Origin of the sequence: Frisingicoccus sp., assembly GCF_048388605.1 — a bacterium.
In the GTDB taxonomy this organism is placed as follows: Bacteria; Bacillota; Clostridia; order Lachnospirales; family Lachnospiraceae; genus Frisingicoccus.
The window spans coordinates 1-18,373 of record NZ_DBGCTU010000034.1; the positions used below are offsets into that span (position 1 = coordinate 1).

General features: G+C 46.3%; 20 protein-coding genes. 2 read left to right on the forward strand and 18 right to left on the reverse strand.

The features are described from left to right. Positions 1 to 124: 124 nt before the first annotated feature. The 10 genes from ACMN7X_RS08455 to mtaB form a co-directional block, all read right to left on the reverse strand. The gene (locus ACMN7X_RS08455) at positions 125 to 1,018 is read right to left on the reverse strand and encodes an MBL fold metallo-hydrolase (protein WP_418747027.1); all 894 of its coding nucleotides are present in this window, start codon (positions 1,016 to 1,018) and stop codon (positions 125 to 127) included. 36 nt (positions 1,019 to 1,054) lie between these two features. Next, positions 1,055 to 2,278, reverse strand: a complete 1,224-nt coding sequence (locus tag ACMN7X_RS08460) for a peptidase U32 family protein (RefSeq protein WP_418747028.1) — start codon at positions 2,276 to 2,278, stop codon at positions 1,055 to 1,057. Positions 2,279 to 2,315: 37 nt separating this feature from the next. Further along, positions 2,316 to 2,957, reverse strand: a complete 642-nt coding sequence (locus ACMN7X_RS08465; protein WP_418747029.1) for an O-methyltransferase — start codon at positions 2,955 to 2,957, stop codon at positions 2,316 to 2,318. Continuing rightward, positions 2,954 to 3,430, reverse strand: coding sequence for an endolytic transglycosylase MltG (locus ACMN7X_RS08470; RefSeq protein ID WP_418747030.1), 477 nt, complete (start codon positions 3,428 to 3,430; stop codon positions 2,954 to 2,956). The genes ACMN7X_RS08465 and ACMN7X_RS08470 overlap by 4 nt, the downstream gene beginning before the upstream one ends. Positions 3,431 to 3,444: 14 nt before the next feature. Then, positions 3,445 to 3,789 carry a YlbF family regulator gene (locus ACMN7X_RS08475; protein ID WP_418747031.1) on the reverse strand — a complete coding sequence of 115 codons (345 nt, stop codon included), beginning with the start codon at positions 3,787 to 3,789 and terminating at the stop codon, positions 3,445 to 3,447. Positions 3,790 to 3,885: 96 nt separating this feature from the next. Next, positions 3,886 to 5,568 carry a ribonuclease J gene (locus tag ACMN7X_RS08480; protein WP_418747032.1) on the reverse strand — a complete coding sequence of 561 codons (1,683 nt, stop codon included), beginning with the start codon at positions 5,566 to 5,568 and terminating at the stop codon, positions 3,886 to 3,888. 106 nt (positions 5,569 to 5,674) lie between these two features. Further along, entirely contained in the window at positions 5,675 to 5,944 is a 270-nt protein-coding gene (locus ACMN7X_RS08485) for a DUF1292 domain-containing protein (protein WP_418747033.1), read from the reverse strand. Beyond that, the gene (ruvX, locus tag ACMN7X_RS08490; protein WP_418747034.1) at positions 5,945 to 6,388 is read right to left on the reverse strand and encodes a Holliday junction resolvase RuvX; all 444 of its coding nucleotides are present in this window, start codon (positions 6,386 to 6,388) and stop codon (positions 5,945 to 5,947) included. 4 nt (positions 6,389 to 6,392) lie between these two features. After that, positions 6,393 to 6,653 (reverse strand): IreB family regulatory phosphoprotein, encoded by a 261-nt coding sequence (locus ACMN7X_RS08495; protein WP_132088519.1) that lies wholly within the window; start codon positions 6,651 to 6,653, stop codon positions 6,393 to 6,395. Positions 6,654 to 6,705: 52 nt separating this feature from the next. Further along, on the reverse strand, positions 6,706 to 8,076 hold the full coding sequence (mtaB, locus tag ACMN7X_RS08500; protein ID WP_418747035.1) for a tRNA (N(6)-L-threonylcarbamoyladenosine(37)-C(2))-methylthiotransferase MtaB: 1,371 nt from the start codon (positions 8,074 to 8,076) through the stop codon (positions 6,706 to 6,708). A gap of 198 nt (positions 8,077 to 8,274) precedes the next feature. Between mtaB and ACMN7X_RS08505 the strand changes: the two genes are divergently transcribed. Continuing rightward, a complete protein-coding gene (locus ACMN7X_RS08505; protein WP_418747036.1) occupies positions 8,275 to 8,505 on the forward strand; it encodes an HPr family phosphocarrier protein in 231 nt (76 codons plus the stop codon). Positions 8,506 to 8,577: 72 nt separating this feature from the next. Here the strand turns inward: ACMN7X_RS08505 and thiI are convergent, their stop codons facing one another. The 8 genes from thiI to hrcA form a co-directional block, all read right to left on the reverse strand. Further along, positions 8,578 to 9,762, reverse strand: coding sequence for a tRNA uracil 4-sulfurtransferase ThiI (thiI, locus tag ACMN7X_RS08510; RefSeq protein ID WP_418747037.1), 1,185 nt, complete (start codon positions 9,760 to 9,762; stop codon positions 8,578 to 8,580). Then, a complete protein-coding gene (locus ACMN7X_RS08515; RefSeq protein ID WP_418747038.1) occupies positions 9,762 to 10,982 on the reverse strand; it encodes a cysteine desulfurase family protein in 1,221 nt (406 codons plus the stop codon). Before ACMN7X_RS08515 ends, thiI begins: the two co-directional genes overlap by 1 nt. 1 nt (position 10,983) lies before the next feature. After that, a complete protein-coding gene (locus ACMN7X_RS08520) occupies positions 10,984 to 11,724 on the reverse strand; it encodes a 16S rRNA (uracil(1498)-N(3))-methyltransferase (protein ID WP_418747039.1) in 741 nt (246 codons plus the stop codon). Between the two features lie 14 nt (positions 11,725 to 11,738). Further along, positions 11,739 to 12,692, reverse strand: a complete 954-nt coding sequence (gene prmA / locus ACMN7X_RS08525; protein ID WP_418747040.1) for a 50S ribosomal protein L11 methyltransferase — start codon at positions 12,690 to 12,692, stop codon at positions 11,739 to 11,741. Positions 12,693 to 12,711: 19 nt separating this feature from the next. After that, positions 12,712 to 13,923 carry a molecular chaperone DnaJ gene (gene dnaJ, locus ACMN7X_RS08530; protein ID WP_418747041.1) on the reverse strand — a complete coding sequence of 404 codons (1,212 nt, stop codon included), beginning with the start codon at positions 13,921 to 13,923 and terminating at the stop codon, positions 12,712 to 12,714. 114 nt (positions 13,924 to 14,037) lie between these two features. Next, positions 14,038 to 15,900 (reverse strand): molecular chaperone DnaK, encoded by a 1,863-nt coding sequence (gene dnaK / locus ACMN7X_RS08535; protein WP_418747042.1) that lies wholly within the window; start codon positions 15,898 to 15,900, stop codon positions 14,038 to 14,040. A 55-nt stretch (positions 15,901 to 15,955) separates the two neighbouring features. Further along, entirely contained in the window at positions 15,956 to 16,609 is a 654-nt protein-coding gene (grpE, locus tag ACMN7X_RS08540; RefSeq protein WP_418747043.1) for a nucleotide exchange factor GrpE, read from the reverse strand. 13 nt (positions 16,610 to 16,622) lie between these two features. Next, a complete protein-coding gene (hrcA, locus tag ACMN7X_RS08545; RefSeq protein ID WP_418747044.1) occupies positions 16,623 to 17,657 on the reverse strand; it encodes a heat-inducible transcriptional repressor HrcA in 1,035 nt (344 codons plus the stop codon). 197 nt (positions 17,658 to 17,854) lie between these two features. On the opposite strand from hrcA, the gene ACMN7X_RS08550 reads away from it, so the two are divergent. Beyond that, positions 17,855 to 18,322 carry a YbaK/EbsC family protein gene (locus ACMN7X_RS08550; RefSeq protein ID WP_418747045.1) on the forward strand — a complete coding sequence of 156 codons (468 nt, stop codon included), beginning with the start codon at positions 17,855 to 17,857 and terminating at the stop codon, positions 18,320 to 18,322. The last annotated feature ends 51 nt before the right edge of the window (positions 18,323 to 18,373 follow it).

Below are 18,373 nucleotides of genomic sequence, written 5' to 3' on the forward strand. Positions count from 1 at the left end.
AGATAATAGGCTTCTTCTTCGCTGCTCAACGGTTTTGGAAATGACTGCAAGAAAAAAGCACCCCTATGCGACCTTTATTTTAATGTATGCGCCGCTTTGGGATGCTGTGTCTGTCCCTGACAGTTTACATATTATTTATCTGATAGGTGATATAAATTGTGTCCTGGCCGTCCGGGCTCTCCCCGTTCAACGGTTCTTTATAAAGCCAGCCCGGCTGTCCTGTTCTCGGATGAAAAAAACGACGGCTTTTTTCCAGCGACAGATGCTCGATAGCTTCCGGCATCCGTTTTAAAATCCAGGTGGACAACAGCTGTTTTTTATGAGACGGCAAAATTGCCTCGATTGGATACTGCTCCAACTGCTGCAGACGTTTTTTATAAGTGTATAACGGTGCGCTTGTATCAAACTGCATCCAGAGGCTGTAATCCAGGTCATCCCCCGGGAAAAGAATATGATTTTTCCAGTCAAAAAACATCACGCTGCCGACGGTATGCCCCGGCATAAAAATGGCTTCAATCAAATGATTTTCCTCCGAAGCCTCCTCAAAATCAAAGGTCTGATTGCAGCGCTCCTCCGGCGCATCCAGGTCAAAGGTCTGCCCGTTGATCAGCCAGCAAAACTCCTTCGTCCCCGCTTCATACCATGCCATCCGATCAAAGTCCTCCGGCCAGATTGGCCCCTTTCCCGCAGCTTTCCGCTTTGACTCAAACAGGGCGGCAACCAGCGGTTTCTGATGCTTTTGATAGTCCTTATAGGTTGCCTTATCCGCCGGATTCATCCATACTTTATTGAAAAAACGATTGCCGCCGGCATGATCCGTATGCCCGTGGGTATTCACTACCCGCAGCGGCAAATCTGTGATTTTACGCACCACCGCCGAAATATCGGCAAATCCATAGCCGGTATCGATCAGCATAGCCTGACGTCGGCCGACGATCAGACTGCTGCCCACGCCTCCCGGCTCATAAATATGATAAACATTCTCTGCCAACTGAAAGACTTTAAAATACTCGCCCATACTACCATCCCTCATCTGTCTCAATCCTTTTTGTTTTCAATCTTTTCTGCGAAGCAGATCAAAAGGTGAAAGTTCTATCCCCAGATCCACATAAATCTTCTGTTTCGGATGAGGACAGCTCTCCAATGGCAGGCCTTCCTCATCCGTCATAGCCCGCACTGTCACTTCCTCATTCCGGCCGTCCGGCTTCATAACCTCTATCGTTTCACCCACAGAAAATTTGTTTCTCTGCTCCAGCCCATAAAAGCCATCATCCCGGCGGTCGCCGATCAATCCCAGATAGGTATACGCTTTAATGTAGGTATTATTGTCATAAATCTGCGTATCATGATCCGGCTTTCCAAAGAAAAATCCTGTTGTGAACTGCCGATAAGTACATTTTGCGATTTCTTCCTTATAATATTCCATCCTGCTTCGATAAAGGGCTTCATCCTTCAGATAATCATCGATGGCCTGCCGGTAAGTCCGGGTCACCACCGCCACATAAAGGGCCGTTTTCATCCGTCCCTCGATCTTAAAGCTGTCAATCCCCGCTTCCACCAACTCCGGGATATGCTCGATCATGCACAAATCTTTAGAATTGAAAATATAGGTTCCCCGCTCATTTTCATAAACCGGCAGATATTCGCCGGGACGGGTTTCCTCCATAATGGCATATTTCCATCGGCATGGGTGAGTGCAGACCCCCTGATTCGCATCCCTGCCGGTAAAATAGCTGCTCAAAAGGCAGCGCCCCGAATAGGAAATACACATGGCGCCATGGATAAACGTCTCAATCTCCAAATCCTCCGGAATATTTGCCCGAAGCTCCCGAAGCTCCTCCATCGACAATTCTCTGGCAGAAACGACACGCTTAGCGCCCAGGCTGTGCCAGAACCGGTAAGTCCGATAGTTGGTATTATTTGCCTGGGTACTGATGTGAATTTCAATCTCCGGACAGACTTCCTTTGCAATCTGAAAAACCCCCGGATCGGATATGATAAGGGCATCCGGCCCGATTTCCTTTAATTCATGAAAATAGGCCTCCACACCGTCCAAATCTCCGTTATGCGCCAAAATATTCGCTGTCACATAAACTTTCGCTCCATGGGCATGGGCAAAGTTGATTCCCTCCCTCATGTCTTCCATGGAGAAATTTTTTGATTTTGCCCGGAGACTGAATACCTCGCCTCCGATATATACGGCGTCCGCGCCAAATACGACCGCCGTCTTTAAAACCTCCAGACTGCTGGCCGGAATTAATAACTCTGGTTTTTTCATATTTCTACTCCTCATATACTGCTGCACCGGTGTATTTTCACGCCTTTACGCTGACAGTCATACCGTCGCCGATCGGCAAAACAATCGTTTCCAGTCCGTCCATATGCTTCAATGTCCACAGATATTCCCTCATCCGGCTGTGAATCGTTCGATTCCGGCGCACGACCGCATACCGGGATTCCACCACATCGCCGTCCTGCAGAACATTATCCGACACAAGAATACCTCCCGGCGCCAGAAGTCTTAAAACCTCCGGCAAAAAATGGATATACTGCCCCTTCGCCGCATCCATAAAGATAAAATCATAGGGCCCCTCAAGCCCCTTCAGCACATCGGCGGCATCCCCTTCCAGCAGAGTGATCTTTTTCTCCATGCCGGCCCGGCGAAAATTCTCCCGGGCTATGGGAATTCGTTTTTCATATTTTTCAATAGTCGTTATATGACTGCCCTCCGGAAGACACTCTCCCATCAAAACAGCGGAAAAGCCTATGGCTGTCCCAACCTCCAGAACAGCCCCAGGCTTCTTTATTTTCAACAAAACTCTCAGAAGATTCCGACTCTCCTTTCGGATGATCGGCACATAATCTCTGACAGCCTCCTGTTCAATTGTTCGGACCAGAGGACTCTCATCCTTATCCAGCGAAAGGATATAGTCCAGCATTCTTTCATCAACTATCACTGGCCATTCTCTCCTTCACCCGTATCTTCCGCGTTTTCATCACTGCCCTCTGTATTCTCCCCGGTCTCTTCACCGGTTTGAGATTCCAGTTCCTCCGCCGTCGGCTGCTGCACGACAGAGTTTTTCGCATCTCCCATCAACGCGATCATATCATCGGCAGACATATTAGCTTTCACCACATAAACACCCGGCATAAGATTCGCTTTACTCAAACTGGACTTTAAGATAAATGCCCACTCGCTGTTGATCACGCCTGCATCTTTCAGCTTCTTAGCCACCGTCTTGCTTCCGTCGCCGCTCTGAATCTCAATCCGAACTTCCTCATCATTATATTCAGATACCACCGGTTCCCCAAAAACCTCATATGAAAAATCATAGGCAAACGCCCCGGCACGAAAGAGAATAAAAATGGCTACCACATAGATAATAATATTTACACCAAGTCCTAAAATGGCAGAAATGACTTTCTTCATGTCTGTGTCCTCCTCTAGCTATCCAAAAACGAAACATCAAAATCCAGGCTGTTATAAATCTGCTCCGTCACCCGGTTCATCATCATCGCCAGACTTTGTTCCGCTGTCAGAAACTCTATCACATCTGAATTCTGCAGAATATCCCTGTATTCCTCATTCAATGCCTCCAGCCGCCGCATATCCTCCGGCTCTGACGGCCCATTCTGTATCATAAAACATGCTTTTCGAAACTCATCCACTCTTCGGTTCAACGCCTCATCTCTGACAATTTTTATCTGAAGACGGCGGTATTGATTATACACATTACTGCGTTTAATTTCCCGAATTAGCTGCCGGGTCTGATATTCTACATTTTTCATCCTCCACCGGGCCTTTCTCCTGCATATTTATAATGGTAATGTTAACCATTAGCATTAACATTACCATTATAAAGAATTCTCTTCAATTTATCAAGTCTAAACATCGACTTCCATAATAATTGGAAGAATCATCGGATTTCTCTTCGTCTGCTTCCAGACATAATCGCTGAGAGTATCCCGAATCACACTCTTAATCTTACTCCAGTCGCTGACCCGCCCGTCCAGACATTTCTGCACTGCCGCGTCAACCACTTTGCGGGCATCTTCCATAAGCATCTCAGACTCACGGACATAGACAAAACCTCTGGAGACAATATCCGGTCCGGCCAGCAGCCGATTGTCATATCTGGAAAGGGTAAGCACAACGATAAGCAAACCGTTTTGAGACAACATCTGGCGGTCACGCAGCACAATATTTCCCACATCGCCGACGCCGAGTCCGTCGACCATAATTCCGCCGTGAGGCACCTGGCCGATAACCTTCGCTTTTTCATCCTTTAATTCCAGCACATTTCCGGAAGAAAGAATCAATATATGATCCTTCGGAATACCCATCTTTTCCGCCAGTTTGGCATGCGCTTTCAGATGACGGTATTCACCGTGCACCGGGATGGCAAATTTCGGATGGGTCAGCGCATAAATCAACTTAATCTCCTCCGCACAGGCATGACCTGAAACATGGGTATCCTGGAAGATAACCTCCGCGCCCTTGCGGAACAATTCATTGATAATATTGGACACAGCCTTTTCATTTCCCGGAATCGGGCTGGAGCTGAAGACGATCGTATCTCCCGGTTTAATAGATACCCGACGGTGGGTATTATTAGCCATACGGGAAAGGGCCGCCATCGTTTCGCCCTGACTTCCGGTTGTGATCAGAACAAGCTGTTCATCCGGATAATTCCTCATATGATCGATATCGATCAATGTCTCACTCGGAATCTGAATATATCCCAATTCCGATGCAATGGAAATAATATTGACCATACTCCGGCCTTCCACGATAACTTTCCGTCCGAACTTATAGGCCGAATTGATGATCTGCTGCACCCTGTCCACATTTGAGGCAAAGGTCGCCACAATGATCCGCCCGCTTCGATGCTCGTCAAATATACGGTCAATGGACTGGCCGACCGTCCGCTCCGAATTGGTAAATCCCGGACGTTCCGCATTGGTACTATCCATCATAACAGCCAGCACACCTTTTTTGCCAAGTTCGGCAAACCGCTGCAGATCAATACTCTCGCCAAATACCGGCGTATAATCGATCTTAAAGTCACCGGTATGGACAATAATGCCCTCCGGCGTATGGATCGCCAGCGCCGTCGCATCGGCAATACTGTGATTCGTCTTTATAAATTCAATTCGAAAACATCCCAGATTAATAGACTGACCATGTTTGATCACCTTGCGGCGGGTCGTCTTTAACAAATTGTGTTCTTTTAACTTATGTTCAATAATTCCCATCGTAAGTTTCGTTGCATACACCGGGACATTCACCTTCTTCAAAACATAGGGCAAAGCGCCGATATGATCCTCATGTCCATGGGTAATAACAAAACCTTTAACTTTATCAATATTATTTTCAAGATAGGTGACATCCGGAATAACCAGATCAATCCCCAACATATCATCCGCCGGAAATGAGAGTCCGCAGTCCACTACAATAATACTGTCACCATACTCAAAAGCGGTAATATTCATTCCAATACTTTCCAATCCGCCCAATGGAATGACTTTTACGCCTTCGTTTTCTTTCTTTACTACTTTTGTTTTCAATATTTAACCTCCGATATCATACACAAAGGATGATAGATACTCACGACAAATACGATACGCTTAATAAAGCCTATCGTCCTCTGACCGTTTTTTAGAATTTATCCGTTCACATTTCAATATCAATATCATCCAACATTTCCGAAAACACCCGGGTTATGGCTTCCAGCTCACCGTCGTCCTCTATCTCGCTGTAAATCACATCCTCGGCGTCTTCTTCGTTCACAGTTTCCTTTAAAATAAAAGCTTCCGCTTCATCCTCCATTGACTCCGCAACTAATATATAATTAACGCCATTAATACATGTCTGCTCAATGACATAAAATTCTACTTTCTCTGTATCCGTATAAAATGTAATCTTTTCCGGTTTCTCCGACACTTAAATCACCTGATTTTTCTGTTCATGGGCCATCCGATCCATATATGCCTGCAAAATAAAGGCGGCCGCCATCTTGTCCACATAATCTTTACGATTTTCTCTGCGGACGCCGCCCTCCATAAGAATCCGTTCTGCAGAAACAGTACTCATCCGTTCATCCTGCAAAACCACCGGAAGGCCTGTCCGACGTTCCAACATCTCCTTAAAGGATTCTGTTTTCGCACAGCGCTCTCCCGCATCATTATTCATATGTTTTGGATATCCCAGAACAATCCTTTCCACATTGTAAATTTTTACAAGTTCTTCAATCCTGGCCAGCGTTTTCCGCAGTTTATTTTCGTCTTTTCTGGTAATTGTTTCCAACGCCTGGGCCGTCCATCCGAGTTCATCGCTGACTGCTGCGCCCACAGTCTTTGAACCATAATCCAATCCTAAAATACGCATGGCTTTACTTGAGATTCACATCAATATAACTCTTCAACAGTTCCTCCAGCAGCTCGTCCCGCTCCACCTTCATGATCAGATACCGGGCGTTTTTATAGCTTGTCACATAGGTCGGATCCCCGGACATAATATAGCCGACGATCTGGCTGACCGGATTATATCCCTTTTCCGTCAAAGCGATATAAACCGCCTCCAAAATATCCTTTACAGTTATCTCAGCATTATTACTTACTTTAAAATACTGTGTATTTGCCATGTTCTCCATAAAATCACTTCCTTACACTTACTCACTATATTAATATAAATCATAAAATAATTCAATCAATTATTTCACAAAACACAAAATCTTCATTCTTTACCCCAGTCATTCGACAGCTCACGATGTCTTTTGATCTGATTTTGTCAGATTTTACTCCACATTTTATATATTCCCGACTCTGCCCAGTCCATACCGTTTCGCCATCCACTTCCACTGCTTCTTCAATAAGGACTTCCAGCGCCTTATCCCGACAGTCCTCCCGGTAATCCCGCGACATTTTCTCCGCCAGCCTGAGAAGCCGCCCGCTCCTCTCTGTTTTGACCCGCTCATCTATCTGATCCGGCATAACCGCCGCCCGGGTTCCCTTTCTCGGAGAATACTTGAATATGTGCATCTCTGCGAAATGAATCTGCTCAAGGAAGGCTTCTGTCTGCGCAAATTCTTTCTCCGTCTCTCCCGGAAATCCGACGATAACATCCGTTGTGAAGGCCGGACGGTCAAAATATTTTCTGAGCAGTTCGCACCGCGCCGCATACTCCTCCGGCGTATAGTGGCGATTCATCCGCCGCAGGGTATCTTCACAGCCGCTCTGCAGAGATAAATGAAAATGCGGACAGATCTGCGGCAATTTTGCCAGCCTCTGAGCAAAATCCTCCGTAATAATTCCCGGCTCCAGCGAACCAAAGCGGATCCGCTCAATCCCTTCAACGGCTGCCAGTTTTTCAACCAGTGAAATCAGATCATTTCCATCATTAAAGTCTCTTCCGTAAGATGAAATATGAATTCCGGTCAAAACAATTTCTTTATATCCTGCCAAAGCCAATGCCGAAACCTCCGAAATGATATCTTCCGGCCTGCGGCTTCGCACTCTGCCTCTCGCATAGGGAATAATACAGTAGGAGCAAAACTGATTACAGCCGTCCTGAATCTTAATGTAAGCCCTTGTATGCTCCGAAACCCTTGTAATAGATAACGTCTCATACTCACAGGGCTGGTTAATATCCAGCCAACCGGCGGAAACTGCCTGCGGTTCCGGCTCCATAGCCGCTCCGGCTACCCCCGGCTGCGGTTTCCCGGCTTCCCGCTCCTCAGCAAAATGCTCCACCAAAGATAAAATCTGTCCTTTACAGTTATTTCCGACAATCAGATCAATCGCTTCGTCCGCTTCAACCGCTTCCTTTGCCGCCTGAACATAGCACCCGGCGGCCACAATGATTGCCTCCGGATTTTTCTTTCTGGCCCTATGAAGCATCTGCCTGGATTTTCTGTCAGCCATATTTGTCACCGTGCACGTATTAATAACATAGATATCCGCCTTCTCATGAAAATCCCGGATTTCGTATCCGCCCTTCTGGAAGATTTCTTCCATGGCATCTGTTTCATATTGATTTACCTTACATCCAAGCGTACAAAAAGCGACACTTTTCATCCTGTCTCCTCCAGTTTTGATATTTTCTGACAATTCAGAATATATTTCTTTCTTTTTTCGTCATTTTTCAAAATTATAGTTTTATGTGGGTTAATTTTTGATTAATTTGTCAAATTGTATTGACTTTTTAATTCATAAATTGTATTATATACATATAAAAAATTAAGCTAGCATTGTATTTCAGGGAGGGTTTTTCCAATGCACACAGTTCAAATTAATCTTAATTCCATTGATAAAGTAAAGGCATTTGTACATTCCGTTAACACATTCAATACCGAGTTTGACCTTATGTCCGGCCGGTCCGTGATTGACGCCAAATCCATTATGGGGATTTTCAGTCTGGATTTATCCAAACCGATCAGCCTTACCATTTATAATGATGATGACGCCGAAATTATGGAAAGCCTAAAGCCGTTCCTTGTTCAATAGATAATGTATGAGGGGCTGTCGCATACTGGTATATGCCAGTGATGCGAGGCCCCTTTTTTTGTTCAGAAGCTCCTATATATCAGACTCGCAGACAATCACTTCACGGCCGCGAACCGCTTCTTCCATCATTCCATCAATCACATCCGCCAGATGATGTTCCGATCGTTCAATCACCCGAATACTCGGCTTTGTGACCGGGTGTTTCGCAACAAAAATAGTGCAGCAATCTTCATAAGGCTGAATGGATGTCTCAAAAGCGCCGATTTTCTCGGAAATCTCAACAATATCATTTTTATCAAATCCGATCACCGGCCGGAATACCGGCATGGTACACACTGCATTCGTTGCCGCCAGACTCTGAAGTGTCTGACTGGCCACCTGGCCGATACTCTCACCGGTGATCAGCCCGAGGGCGCCGTCCTCCTTTGCGATCTGCTCCGCAATCCGCATCATATACCGCCTCATGATTATCGTCAGCTCATCATGAGGACATTTTTCATAGATGGCCAACTGGATATCCGTAAAATTAATAATATTCAGCCGAATCGGTCCTGCATATCTGGCCACGATACGGGCCAGATCAACAACCTTCTGCTTTGCCCGCTCGCTCGTATAAGGCGGTGCATGGAAGTAAGTGGCATCAATCACCACACCCCGTTTTGCGATCATATATCCGGCCACAGGACTGTCAATCCCCCCGGACAGAAGAAGCATCGCCCTGCCATTGGTTCCCACCGGCATACCGCCCGGCCCTTTGATACTCTTCGAATAAATATAGGTCTTCTCGCGGACCTCAATATTCAACATTACATCCGGCTTATGGACATCCACCGACATCTCCGGAAACCGCTGCAAAAGATATTCACCGATATCCGCACTAATCTCCATAGATTTTTTCGGATAGCGCTTGTCAGCTCTTCTGGAATCCACTTTAAAGGTAAAATGCTTGTCTTCATAGGCCTCATCTATGTAGTCTCCCACCACTTTTGTTAAATTATCCCAGGATGGATCGTCACAGATCACCACCGGGCATATTGCCACGATGCCGAAGACCCGCGTCAGAGCCGCTGCCACTTCATCATAATCATAATCGCTGAGCATATGAACGTAAATCCGTCCCTGCTGTTTGGTCACATCAAAGGCTGCCGCATCCTTTAAGGCATATTTGATCTGCTTAATCAGTGCATCCTCAAAAAGATATCGGTTTTTCCCTTTTATGCCAATCTCGCCATATTTTATTAAAAAGGCTTTAAACATTACTTTCTTCCTCCCCGTGTGAATCTGCGCAGCATCGGAAGCAGCGCCTCCAGCACCTCGCAGCAGGTATTTAATTCTTCCTCTGTAGTATCATAACACAGACTGAACCGTATTGTCGCATCCAAAAATTTTCTTTCTGTACCAATTGCTTTTAAAGTACCGCTGATGGCCGGATGATTCGACGAACAGGCCGAACCGGAAGACACATAAATTCCCCTCTCTTCCAGCGCATGAAGAAGCACTTCCGCACGAATATCTTCAAAGCTCGCGCTCACCACATGGGGTGCCGGTCCCTGATGCAGATTCACATCCGATACCTGATGGGCAAATCCATTGATCTTCACCCCGTCCATCTGCTCTAAACGGCTCACAAACTGCTCTCTGAGAGTATATAAATTTCTCTGCTTATCTTTAAAATTTTCAAACACACGGCACACGGCCTCGCCAAGGCCCGCGATTCCCGGAACATTTTCTGTGCCGGAACGCATGTCCTTCTGCTGTCCGCCGCCCAAGATCAAAGGCTGAACCTTCACTTTATTTTTAATATATAAAAATCCAATGCCCTTCGGACCGTGCAATTTATGTCCGCTGACCGACATTAAATCGATTCGAAGCTTTGACGGATATATTTCTATTTTTCCAAATCCCTGAATCGCGTCCACATGAAAGAGAATTTCCGGGCTTTTTTTCTTGATCACGGCTCCGATTTCATCCAAGGGCTGAATCGTACCGATTTCATTGTTGACCGCCATAACAGACACAAGAATCGTATCATCCCTGAGCGCCCCTTCCAAAGCCTCCGTCGAAACTATCCCGTGGTTATCCACCGGAAGATAGGTCACTTCAAAGCCCTGCCCCTCCAGCCAGATAAACGGATTATATACCGAAGCATGCTCAATCGACGTGGTGATCAGATGCTTTCCCCGCCGCTTATTTGCCATGGCCGCGCCGATGATCGCCATATTATTCGACTCGGTGCCTCCGGAAGTAAACACGATCTCCTTTTCATCCACCTTCATCACTGAAGCAATGGTCTTTCTTGCTTCCTTCACATACTGCTCGGCAGCAAAGCCCTTCATATGCAATGAAGACGGATTGCCATAATCCTTTGACATCACCTCAACCATCTTCTCACACACGGAAGGATAGACCTTTGTCGTCGCGGCATTATCCAAATATATTTCTTTTGTAACGGCACTGTGGCCCAAATTGATCTCCATATTATTCCTCTTCAAATTCAAACATCAATATGGACAGCATGGTCAATCCTGCCGTCTCTGTTCTTAAAATTCGTTTTCCGAGAGTCACCGGCATGGCGCCGACCGCCATGGCCGCTTTCACCTCAGCCTCGTCAAAACCGCCTTCCGGGCCGATAAAAACCCCGACAGATTTCCTGCCTTTTAATCCGGCGATGATCTCTCTTGTCTTTTTAATACCCTCTGCCTTTTCATAGGGAATCAAAACCCCATCCAGGCATTTGGCATAAGTCAGAGCTTCCGTCAATCCCATCACCGGTTTTACCTCCGGAATCATCCCGCGCCCGGACTGCTTTGCGCCGCTTTCGGCAATCTGCTGCCATCGGGCAATTTTCTTCGATTCTTTTTTCTCATCCAATTTAACGATCACCCGGCTCGTCCGCACAGGGATGATCTCATATACCCCGAGTTCTACGGCCTTCTGGATGATCAACTCCATCTTATCCCCTTTAGGGAGCCCCTGAAAGAGATAAAGCTTTACCGGAAGTTCCACATAAGATTTCCAGGAATTTTCAATGGACAGACAGATTTCCTCCCGCTCCATCGATTGAATCCGACAAAAGTAGTCGGTCCCCCGGCCGTCGCTTAATGACAATTCGTCCCCCGGACGCATCCGGAGGACATTTCTTATATGATTGACATCATTTCCCTGAATGACGATACAGTCTCCCCGCACCTGTGACGGGTCTACAAAAAATCTCGGCATATCATTTCTCCTGTCTAGGCCCTTGCCGTAAAGGATACCCAACCGCCGGAATGAGTCACTTCCATAATCTCAAATCCGTTTTCTGTCAGGGCTTTTCTTACATCTTCTTCCCGTTCATCAATAATCCCGGAAGTTATAAAAAGCGCCCCCGGCCTCATCATTTCTTTTACCACGCCGCTCAGCGGAATGATGATCTCGGCAAAAATATTTGCCAGCACCATGTCAAATTTATGTTCGCCCACCCTATGGCGGAAGTCTTCATCGGAAATTACATCGCCTGTAAGTACCGTATAGACGTCACTCTGAATACCGTTTACCCCGGCATTTTCCAGCGCAGCCTCCACCGCATGCACATCCACATCTGTGGCGGATGCCTCTTTTGCCCCAAGGAGAAGAGCAATGATAGATAAAATACCGCTGCCGCAGCCCACATCCAAAATGCTCTGCCCCGGCTGCATGTACTTCTTTAACTGGGTAATACACAGGCGGGTCGTATGATGTGTTCCCGTTCCAAAGGCGGTTCCCGGATCCAATTCCACAACCAGCGTATCCTCCGGCACATCCTCCACCGTTTCCCAGGTCGGCTTGATAATAATATGTTCGTCTACCTTAAAAGGTTTCCAGTATTTTTTCCAGTTATTCATCCAATCGATATCTTCCGTCTGGGATTTTTCGATCGCAGCCTCTCCGATATCCACGAAGTCGGCCAGTTCTCTGACTGCGGCCTGCACTTCTTCCAGAGTGGAATCATGATCCTTTTCCGGTTCAATATAAAAGGAAATGTAGGCTTTGCCGTCATCCTCCTCCAGATCCGGAAGCAGATCAATAAACATTCTTTTTTTATCCTCCTCGGAAAGGGGAACCTTATCTTCAATTTCAATTCCTTCAATGCCCATCTCGGCCAATGTATAGCTGATCAGATCCACCGCCTCTGTGGTGGTTGCCAGGCGATATTTATTCCATTTCATATTGATCTATATCCTCGTTTTATTCATCCAGATCGTCAAAGGCTTCTTTGACTTTGTCCATAAAGCTCTTTTTCTTTTTACCCTCTTTGCCCTTTGGCTCCTCGGATTTTTCCGATTTATCTTCCTGTGGGCGGATTCCTTTTAAAGAATCATCAAACTTTCGAAGTAATTCTCTCTGCTCGTTATTGAGTTTCTCAGGCACCTGTACCACCAGCGTGACATAGTGGTCACCACGGATATTCTTATTACGGATCGTAGGAACACCCTTGCCTTTCAGGCGAATCCGCGTATCCGTCTGGGTTCCCGCTTTGATTGTCTGGGTGACATCGCCGTCCACTGTCTTAATCGTGATTTCTCCGCCCAATGCCGCCTGAACAAAGGAAATCGGCATCGTAGAATAAATATCGTATTCCTGACGACGGAAAATCGGATGGCGATCCACAGTGACATTGACAAGCAGATCGCCGCGGGCGCCGCCGTTTGTTCCGGGTTCTCCTTTGCCGCGAATACGCACGCTCTGACCGCTGTCGATACCTGCCGGAATTGACACTTCAATCGTCTTTTTATTCCGAATGTAACCGGTTCCGCCGCAATCCGGACATTTATCCTTAATAATCTTACCGGTTCCATGACAGTCCGGACATGTCTGAACATTTCGAACCATGCCGAACAGAGACTGCTGTGTATAGACAACCTGTCCCTTGCCGCCGCACTTGCTGCAGGTCTGCGGCTGAGTTCCCGGTTTGGCGCCGCTTCCATGGCAATGCGGACACTCGTCTTTTAAATTCATCTCGAACTTTTTATTAACACCAAATACGGCTTCCATAAAGGATATCCGCACGTTGATTCTTACGTTAGCGCCCTGCATCGGGCCATTATAGGCGCCTCCCCGGCTGCTCCGGCCGCCGCCGAAGAAATCACCGAAAATATCGCCGAAAATGTCACCCATGTCCGCCGCGTTAAAATCAAATCCGCCGAATCCTCCGGCGCCGCCGCCCTGTTCAAAGGCCGCATGACCAAACTGATCATACTGGCGACGCTTCTCCGCATCACTCAATACCGCATAAGCCTCCGATGCCTCTTTAAATTTTGCCTCTGCCTCTTTATCTCCAGGGTTTATATCCGGATGATACTTTTTAGCCAGTTTACGATAAGCCTTCTTTAACTCATCCTCTGTGGCTGACTTTGATACACCCAGAACCTCATAGTAATCTCTCTTCGTCTCTGCCATATCCAATCACCTTCTTTTATAACGTAGCGAAAGAGGACGCCCCGACACCGGAAAAAATGCCGGTGCCGAAACAGCCTCTTTATCTATCTTTGGTTATACCCAACTCTGTCTATATTACACTTCTTTATAATCTGCGTCAACCACATCGTCGGCCTGATAGCTGCCGTTTGCATTCTGAGAAGGATTTGGTCCTGCATTCTGTCCTGCGGCTGCGCCGGCTGCTTCATACATTTTTGTAAATACGCCCTGTGCAGATTCCATCAATTTTTCTTTGGCAGCTTTGATTTCATCCACATCCGCATCGGACATGTTGTCAATATTTGTTCTCTCAAGAAGAGCTTTCATGTTATCGATTTCAGCCTGAACCTTTGCTTTGTCGTCTGCGCTGACTTTGTCGCCAACCTCTTTCAAAGCTTTTTCTGTCTGGAATACCATAGCATCCGCATCATTTCTTGCTTCGATACCCTCTTTACGTTTCTTATCCTGAGCTTCGAATTCAGCTGCTTCTTTGACAGCCTTATCAATCTCGGCATCGGACATATTGGAACCGGCTGTGATCGTGATGTGCTGTTCTTTTCCTGTTCCTAAATCCTTAGCGGATACATTAACAATACCGTTGGCATCGATATCGAAAGTAACTTCAATCTGAGGGATTCCTCTCGGAGCCGGTGCGATTCCGTCTAACTGGAAGCGGCCGAGGCTCTTATTATCTTTAGCGAACTGACGCTCACCCTGTACAACGTTGATATCTACGGCTGTCTGATTATCTGCCGCTGTAGAGAAGATCTGGCTCTTCTTTGTTGGAATGGTTGTATTTCTGTCAATCAGGTGTGTTGCGATTCCGCCCATTGTTTCGATGGACAATGTCAGCGGTGTAACATCAAGAAGAAGGATATCTCCTGCGCCTGCATCACCGGCCAGTTTACCGCCCTGAATGGAAGCGCCGATGGCAACACATTCATCCGGATTCAGGTTCTTGCTCGGCTCTTTGCCTGTCAGCTGTTTTACTTTATCCTGAACAGCCGGGATACGTGTGGAACCGCCGACAAGGAGAACTTTGCTCAGCTCGGAAGCTGTAATGCCTGCATCTCTCAGCGCATTCTGAACCGGAATGATTGTTCTTTCAACCAGATCTGCTGTCAATTCATCGAATTTCGCACGAGTCAGATTCATTTCAAAATGTTTTGCACCTTCTGCCGTTGCTGTGATGAAAGGCAGGTTGATGTTTGTATTGGCTGCGCTGGAAAGCTCTTTCTTTGCTTTTTCAGCGGCTTCTTTCAAACGCTGCATAGCCATCTTATCACCGGAAAGATCAACGCCTTCATTGCGCTTAAATTCATCGATCATATACTGAGTCAGCTTGTTATCAAAATCATCGCCGCCCAGGTGGTTATCGCCGGATGTTGCCAGTACTTCGATAACGCCGTCACCGATCTCAATAACGGAAACATCAAATGTGCCGCCGCCCAAATCGTAAACCATGATCTTCTGTTCATTTTCATTATCAAGGCCGTAAGCCAAAGCTGCTGCGGTTGGCTCGTTAATAATACGTTTTACATCAAGACCTGCGATCTTGCCGGCATCCTTTGTTGCCTGTCTCTGAGCATCATTAAAGTAAGCCGGTACAGTGATCACTGCCTCTGTGACTTTTTCACCCAGATAGCTTTCTGCGTCCGCCTTCATCTTCTGAAGGATCATTGCGGAAATCTCCTGCGGAGAATATTTCTTATCGTCAATCGCTACTCTGTAGTCAGAACCCATATGTCTCTTAATGGAAGAAATGGTCTTATCTGCATTAGTTACAGCCTGACGTTTTGCCGGCTCACCGACAAGCCGTTCGCCATTTTTCGTAAAAGCAACAACCGATGGTGTTGTTCTTGCGCCTTCTGTGTTTGCGATAACTACCGGTTTGCCGCCTTCCATAACTGCTACACATGAATTTGTTGTTCCTAAGTCAATACCAATAATCTTACTCATAATTATTTCCTCCTAAATATCTGCTAATATCTAAATTGTTGTTAATAGACTTTTTTTATTCAGCAACCATCACCATGCTGTGACGGACTACTTTATCTTTATATAAATAACCCCGCTGTAATTCCTGGGTTATAATACCGGATTCATATTCCTCGCTCGGCGCCTGCATCACGGCATTGTGGAAATCCGGATTGAATTCCACGCCGACCGCTTCAATGGCTGTAACTCCAAGGCCTTCAAGCGTTGTCATCAATTGCTTGTAAACAAGCTCAATGCCCTGAGCAAAGGATGTACTCTTTTCCTCTTCCGTCATCGCCGCAAGTCCCCGCTCGAAATTATCAACGACCGGAAGCAGTTTTTCAATCACATCCGCTGCGCCAATGCCGTACATCTGCTGTTTTTCCTTTTCCGTCCGTTTGCGGAAATTATCAAATTCAGCCATCTGACGTATCAGGCGGTCATTTAATTCGGCAATTTTTTCATCTTTTTTATCTTTCTTTTCTTTATGGAAAAAGCCTTTTTTCTTTTCTTCCTTCTGTTCAGCTTCTTCTTCCGGAGCTTCTTCCTTTTCAGATGCCTCTGCCTTTTCTTCGGATGTCTCATCCTCCGCTTTATTGTCCTCTGCAGCTTCTGCCTCCGCGGCTTCTTCCGCAGTTGTTTCTATATCTTCTTCCTGAATTTCTTCATTCATCTTTTCCTGTTCTGACACTTCACATCACCTCTTACTTTTTCTTAAATATATCATCCAGCTGGTTCATCATCGTTTGAAGATTACCAACAACCTTTTTATAATCCATCCGCTTCGGCCCGATAATACCAATCGTCCCCTGAACCCCTTCTTCCAGTTCATAGGTGGCCGTGACAATGCTGCAATCCTTCATCGTGCTTACCGGAGATTCGGAGCCGATATAAATCTGAATCGGATTTTTATTTTCCTCACCGGAATCCTCCTGGTCAACGATCAATTCACTCAGCGCTTTCTTCTCTTCCATCGTATAGAGCAGCTCGCTGGCCTTCTCCCTGTCGCCCAATTCCGGATATTTCAGAAGATTTGTCGCACCGCTTGTATAGATTTCCAAATCATCCTCTTCCTGAATCGCCACGGCGATCGCATCGATGATATGCCCGATGATCTGGCCGTAACCTTCGGCCTGGGCTTTCATACGCTGAATCAGTTCCATGTTGATCTCCTGGAGATTTAACCCCTGAAGAAATGTATTGATCAAAATATTCAGCTTGGCGACTTCATCCTCGCTGACCCGCTCATCCACTTCGATCAGCCGGTTCTTGATCAGATTACCCTCCAGCATGACTACGACAAGCAGTTGATTTTCTTCCACCCTGGAAAGCTGAATAAATTTTAATTTATTCCGTTTATACTGGGGCGCCGAGATCATCGTTGCATAATTCGTATTCACTGCCAGAAGCTTCGCCACATTCTTCAGCAGATGGTCCAGCTTATCCGCCTTTTCGATAAGAACATCTTTCATCTCATCGACTTCGGCGATCTTTTCCTTCATCAGATTATCCACATAAAAGCGATAACCCTTATCTGAAGGAATACGCCCTGCGGAGGTGTGGGGCTGAACAATGTATCCCAAATCCTCCAGATCGGACATCTCATTTCGAATCGTTGCCGAACTGAGATTCAAATCCGTATACTTCGAAATGGTCCGGGAACCCACCGGTTCGCCGGTAATCAAGTATGTTTGAATAATACTGTTTAAGATCTTTATCTTTCTTTCATCCAGTTCCACCAGACCACTCCTTTCTGTTTTATTAGCACTCAATTGGCTAGAGTGCTAATATCTATTCACTAAGATAGCACTATCATTCCCATTTGTCAATAGTTTCAAAAATTATTTTTAAAATTATTCCTATCTATGCTATACTCTACTTTGTGAAAGGATTTCTTCCATATAAAAATATAATTTTAATCAGGAGTGTGAATAAAATGTCTATTGAACGTGCAAGAGCTTACTTTAAAAAATATGATATGGAAAATCGGATTCTGGAATTTGATGTATCCAGCGCCACGGTGGAACTGGCCGCCCAGGCCCTTTCCTGCGAACCGGCCCGCATCGCCAAATCCCTGTCATTTAAAATTGACGAGCGGACACTGTTGATCCTGGCAGCCGGGGACGCCAAAATCGACAACAAAAAATATAAAGCCGCCTTCGGCGCAAAGGCAAAAATGCTGTCGCCGGATGAGGTCGTGGAACGCATCGGACATGCCGTCGGCGGCGTCTGCCCTTTCGGCATTAACGAGGGTGTCGAAGTCTATCTGGATGAATCCATGAAACGCTTTGACTATATGTATCCGGCCGCCGGAAGCAGCAACAGCGCCATCAAGCTGACCATCCTGGAGCTGGAACAATATTCCGGCTATAAAGCCTGGGTTGACGTGTGCAAAATTCAATAAGAGTCATTTGACAAATATCGACCATCCTTTATACTTAAAGGTAAAGGGAGG